The organism is Curvivirga aplysinae (assembly GCF_009711445.1).
GTDB classification, from domain to species: Bacteria; Pseudomonadota; Alphaproteobacteria; order UBA8366; family Aestuariispiraceae; genus Curvivirga; species Curvivirga aplysinae.
This window is the reverse complement of sequence record NZ_SMMC01000060.1, coordinates 1-5,559: the sequence shown is the minus strand read 5'-3', so window position 1 is coordinate 5,559 and position 5,559 is coordinate 1. Positions and strand designations below refer to the sequence as shown.

Annotated in this window: 6 protein-coding genes; all 6 read left to right on the top strand. The window is 37.2% G+C overall.

Annotated elements, in window-relative coordinates:
- Nucleotides 1–72: 72 nt before the first annotated feature.
- Nucleotides 73–942, top strand: coding sequence for a hypothetical protein (locus E1160_RS00860; RefSeq protein ID WP_155153106.1), 870 nt, complete (start codon nt 73–75; stop codon nt 940–942).
- A gap of 275 nt (nt 943–1,217) precedes the next feature.
- Complete coding sequence (locus E1160_RS00855; RefSeq protein ID WP_155153105.1) at nt 1,218–2,666, top strand: hypothetical protein; 1,449 nt, start codon at nt 1,218–1,220, stop codon at nt 2,664–2,666.
- A 33-nt stretch (nt 2,667–2,699) separates the two neighbouring features.
- Nucleotides 2,700–3,233, top strand: coding sequence for a hypothetical protein (locus E1160_RS00850; RefSeq protein WP_155153104.1), 534 nt, complete (start codon nt 2,700–2,702; stop codon nt 3,231–3,233).
- Nucleotides 3,230–4,411: a hypothetical protein gene (locus E1160_RS00845; RefSeq protein WP_155153103.1), complete on the top strand. Its 1,182-nt coding sequence runs from the start codon at nt 3,230–3,232 to the stop codon at nt 4,409–4,411. The genes E1160_RS00850 and E1160_RS00845 overlap by 4 nt, the downstream gene beginning before the upstream one ends.
- Nucleotides 4,408–4,776, top strand: a complete 369-nt coding sequence (locus E1160_RS00840; RefSeq protein ID WP_155153102.1) for a hypothetical protein — start codon at nt 4,408–4,410, stop codon at nt 4,774–4,776. Before E1160_RS00845 ends, E1160_RS00840 begins: the two co-directional genes overlap by 4 nt.
- 96 nt (nt 4,777–4,872) lie before the next feature.
- A partial coding sequence (locus E1160_RS00835) for an AAA family ATPase (RefSeq protein WP_218048631.1) occupies nt 4,873–5,559 on the top strand: 687 nt, incomplete at its 3' end.

The window sequence follows — 5,559 nt, the reverse complement described above, 5'->3', positions numbered from 1 at the left end:
TTTCTTTCAGAATCCGTGAATGTTCTCAATTTTATAACTGATATCTAATCACCTAATATTTTGGAGATAAATGTGTCCAATTTTTTTGAACGTGTCCTAGAAAACGATACTGCTGATAAAACTAATTCTATGCAGTACAAAAAATCTCAAACTAACTGGCAACCAGAATTAAATATAGAAGATTTAAAGGAAGTGTTTCAAAATGGAGCCTCAGTAAATATTTTTTTACGCCCGTCAGACAAAATAGCACATCGAAGCGGCAGCGAAACATATATAGAAAATTATAGTCTTCCTAATCATATCTTAGAAGAAGATAGATACATTAGCTTTACCGACGGACACCATAATGGAATTAATGACAATATGAAGGGTCCTAATGCTGGCTTTAAAAGTTACTATTGCTATTCAAACGTTGGGCCTGGATTTTTTAATGTTACGACTTTGCCTGTTGATGGTATAACACAATCCAACATTCAAATAATGAACAAAGTACGTTATGAAGAAATGGAATGGGTGGTTAGAAACGACTACGAAGAGGTTTTTTCTGGAACGAACTTCGAAAACAATCATGACGTCATAGAAGCTATAAAAGCTGCAAGAAACTTTAGAATCGCACTAACTACTAGCGACAATATCCAATTTAGATTCGAAGTTGATTTATTATTCTACTATCCGGATAGCAAAAAATGCTTCGGCTACACTAAATGCCATTTTTTACCGACCACTTTTTTAACACCATGTGCATTTCACACATACAGTCTAAAAAATTTCTTAAACGAAAATGGCAAATTCCCTCCTGAATTGAGCATCTCAACCATGAGCAATACTTTTTCTACTCTATATTATTTTCACGATGACGGTACATTCCAGACTATCGATTCTGAGAAATTATCAAAAAAACAAGAATATAAATACATAAGAATTTTTGCATCAAAAAATTAAGAAATAATAAATGCCTCTAAAGCTGAAAACTTAAATCTGTGCCAATAGCTTGAAGACGGACAGGGAAAAGTGGGGTGGCTAATGGGACTTGAACCCACGGCCTCCGGAATCACAATTACCCACTTCTTCACTAATATCAATATTGTTAGACAAGTTTCACTATTTGTCCCTCAACGGATTATTGCGGCGTTGAAGAGTATAGTGTCTAGCGTCTCAAACTCTTTTTGTTCTCTTATTTCCATTCAGTACAAAGCTTATAATTGTGAGATTAAGTCATGCTTGATCTCCAAATAGAAAAAGGGAGAGCAAAACCCTCCCTCAATCATCTTGAAAAGAAATCGGTCAACAGCCAGAAGACGATTTCAAAATTCAGCACAAAGATTCTACCTGAAACATTACAAAATGAAAAGCATCAACAGTTACAGGCGACGATTAAACGCCGTGACAAGGATTACAATGCCAAACTCCCTGCATTAACTCTGTGCTTAAATCTAAACATCTCACTGCGGCCAACTGAAGCTCTGGCCCTCGTTACATTAGCTAGAAAAATTGGCCGTGAGATCAAGAAAGACAATTTAGGTTTCTGGAAAGGAAGCTATGACATTCTGGCCCTGGATTCAGCAACATCTACGTCAACTGTTAAATCCATGCTCAGAAAAGCTATCGAGTATGGTTTAATCAACCGAATTGCAGGAGATAAATCACAAGACAGTTCTGGAAGATGGCGACAAGAACTTACAACTTTCACCATTTCAAACAAGATTATGAGGGATCTTGTTTTCATCTGCACTCACGGCCTTAGCCTTAGCATGGAACATACCGATGACTTCTGTGTTATTACTCAATCAGGTCGCTTTGTAATATTTAATACTGTCACCGGTGGACAAAAAAGAGTCCAGACCGGAGGTTATAGTTTTAATAAAGTTAAATATATAAAGAAAAGACAGAATCCTACTTCTATAAGCAGGAACGAAAAAAGAGTTGGTTCATGCCAAAAGGACAGCCGCTCAGAAAAATCAAAATCAAACGACAAAGCCGTCCTTCTTGAACCAAAAGGTAAAAAAGCTGATGCATCAGTTACCCCTGAACTCAAAGTCCAAGATACAAACTCCGTGGCGCAGGCAAAGAAGGCTCGCCAGAAAACGAGCGTGACTTGGGTAAATGCTAGAACTCTACCTTCTGAGATACCTGAAAGCCTAGATTGGATTTTACGGGGGCTGAATAGTTTGCGCCAACTTGATGGCAAAGAATTGACAGTAAACTGCATCAACACGGATGAGAAACTTTTCTCAGTTTCAAGTGTAATTCTACGCAATATTTCTCAGAAATTGAAAATAGATTTCAGAGAAAAATGGTTCAAAGATGGCTTGGAACAAAGAGGGCATTGGTTCCTTCTTTGTGCGATTTCTTCCTTCATTAAATCGTTAACCCATACGCAAAAAGAAATCAGAAGCGCTATTGGGCTTACTATCCACATCACCAACAAGTTTGATGATTTTGATCGTACATACACATCGATCAAAGATGTAATCGCCATGCATGAAATATCACGCAATGCGGGGCATAAAACTCAAAGAAAAAGCGATTTATGCATGGCACTTATTTGGTGGAAACAACTGCCGCTAACGCAAAAAAATGAGTTCAGAAAATCTATCTCCAAAGACACAAATGTGACCGAACTCATCTTAACTTTTCACCAACGAACCGAACTAAAGCGTTCATAAACTTTCCGTTTTTTTTCACGAGAGGATTTGAAAATGCACTCCCTAATTGGCTTAGATACAAAAACAAAAACGACTAAGATCACACCTTTAAGCTCCATTGAAAAGGGCGTGATTTTTCGAGCGGCTATAAATGAATATACCGACAATAATTTTTGGCAAATAATTGCGGTTTGTGAATCATCGGGCAAGATAATCTTCACCCCCGAATTTGGGTACATTAATCTCGGTTTATCTCCACTTTTTTATATCGGAAATAAAAAAAATAACGACACTTTCACAACTATTTTTCTTATAGAAGAAAAGAACCTGCCCCAAAAAATAATTAGTGGAGAAGCATCATTTTTCTCAGCTGAAAGTGCCCTAACCCACGCTACTAATTTTCTTGAAAAGGTCTTTGAACCAGAACAAAAGATCTTACCAATCGCTAGTGTAAAGCAGGATATAGGAGTTAATTTTAGCCCAACTAACAGTCAAACGACTGTTAATTGGGCTAACTCCTCTACTCCAAATACAAATATCAAGTCACCAAAGGGCAAAAAACACGTTTCTTGGGAACCACGTAAATGATTGAGGACGAAAATGAATATCTCAAAATGGGACGTCTAATCGGAGACGTTAAAGCAGAAATAGAATTGGTATCTGGAAGAATAGGTCTTGGAGGTTGGAGAACATTTCATTGTGATTTTTCAAGTGTGAAAGTTTCTGGTGGGGTTAAAGCTATTGATTACTTAGCAAGGGCTGGAGACTTTGAAAATAAAGACGAAGACCTAGAACATCTTTCTGGAGATGCTGATAAATTAAAAGAAGCAATAAAGGAGATTGATAACTCTGCTCGTATTAGAAAAGGTACACAAGCAGAACGCATACTTATCAAGCAAACATTTGAACTTCCTGCGAAGAGCAATCACCAACAAAAAAAGAATACCGCTGACGCTATCGTAAAATACTGGCAAGAAAAAAATCATTTAGCTATAGCAGCAGTCCATGGAAATGGAAAAGTACAACCACATATTCATGTTGCTGTCACATCTCGGCCCGTTAAGAATCATAATAATAGTTTTATAGTAGATAGGTCCCCTGACAAACGCCCGCTAGTCGGTAAGCAAGCAGTAAGAAATGAGAGAAAAGTTATTGCAAAAATTATTAATGAGAATTGCAAGAGTAAATTCCATCCGGGGCGGTTAAGTGACACCGGCATTCATCGAAAAGCAAAACGCCGAATTCCTCAAAGGGCATTTCATATCAATCATGTCAGAGAAAATAATTTTTCACAATATGAGCAACTACACCTCAAACATGAAACAAATAGGCTGGAAGCTCACAAAACTTCCGAACAAAAAAAATTTAGAAAAGAAATTCGAGAGATGCACCGAAATAGAAAGAAAGAACTTTATACAAAAGATATGGTAGCCCAAAAGGTCTCGTACCAAGAACAAATGTTCATTAGACAGCCTAGACCGTTAAATGAAAATCAGCGTGCTCTCTTTGAAAGTGCCGGTTTAAAGTTACCAAGCGATATAGATTCCAACGCACATGCTCAAAGTATCGCTTGGCAGCACTTACGTGAGGTCACAAAACAAAAGAAAAAACGTGAAGCTGAAAAAGTAAAGAAAGATAAAGAAAAAGCTCTCAAATCCGAAATTGCCAATTTGGACAAACAAATCACGGACACCAAGTCCACAGAAACGGCAAAGCCAAAACCGCCTAAGAGGTTATTCAAACGAAAACGAGGACCTGAACTATGAGTGAAATCATCGACCTTATGAAGCGCCTAGACGATCATATGGAGAGGCTAGAGAGGCATTTAGCCTCTCATCCACATCCAAGCAGTGAAGATCAGTTAAAAGCCCTCCAACCCCATTTAAATCTTTTAAATGAAAACACCCTCGTGTTTGAGGCCAGCTTATCGTTTTACAGAGATATCTTCAAAACTCGCCAAAAACGACAAGTTATTGTCTCTATTAGTCTGTTTATTTTGAGTTTAATCCTAGCTGTATATCTAGGAATAACTGTCGTCCAGACCTATTGGGGCTGCATTTTAGCCTTTGGAGAATATCAAGCGAATAATGGATATACTTTTTGCACATGGATTACTAGAGACTCTAGCTGAAGCAAATTTTTCTAACACAAGATAAATACCTTTTAAATTCCCTTAATACGTGCAACAAATGTATAGTTAATTTTTTACATGTTGGGGAATTCATCTATGACCATAAACTTTCAAGAGTTTAGTGTTAAAGGCTTATTTGGCACTGAAGACGTCTCGATTCCGATTAAAGACAATAAACTTATTATTGTTGGAGTTAATGGTCTAGGGAAAAGTACTATACTCAATCTCTTTTATTTTTTTATTAGTCGCCAATGGAAAAAAATGAGCGATTATGAATTCTTGGAGTTATCGTTAAAAGCTAAAGGGAGACGATTTAGAGTTACACGAGAAGATTTAGAGGATGAGCTGGATAGACAGTCGTACTCAAATTCAAGGGTTAGAAATATTCCACCGCGATATCTAGCCAGAGCAAGACAAATAGCCAACAGTCCAGAATTCATTAAATATATCAGCAATGACCCAATAACTCCAAAAATAACTCAGTTTTTATCAGAGAGATTAGAATTAGGCCACGCCACGCTGAAAAGAGTAAGAAAAGATTTTGTTGCGGAATTTTCTAACGAGCAACCACAACAAAGCGGATTAGAAAAAGCTGACAAGTTCCTAAAAAACCATGTTACAGCACGCATCTTGTACTTACCAACATATCGTAGAATTGAAAAGGACCTCAAATATTTGTTTCCTCACGAAAGCGATAACATACAAGTTGAGGCTCTCAAACGCGACAAATTTAGTAAAGGAAGAAATCATCTAGAGTTAGTAGAATTTGGTATGGAAGATGTA

Coding starts and splice junctions, on each gene's coding strand:
- E1160_RS00855 (WP_155153105.1), top strand. CDS start 1,218: ATGCTTGATCTCCAAATAGAAAAAGGGAGAGCAAAACCCTCCCTCAAT.
- E1160_RS00850 (WP_155153104.1), top strand. CDS start 2,700: ATGCACTCCCTAATTGGCTTAGATACAAAAACAAAAACGACTAAGATC.
- E1160_RS00845 (WP_155153103.1), top strand. CDS start 3,230: ATGATTGAGGACGAAAATGAATATCTCAAAATGGGACGTCTAATCGGA.
- E1160_RS00840 (WP_155153102.1), top strand. CDS start 4,408: ATGAGTGAAATCATCGACCTTATGAAGCGCCTAGACGATCATATGGAG.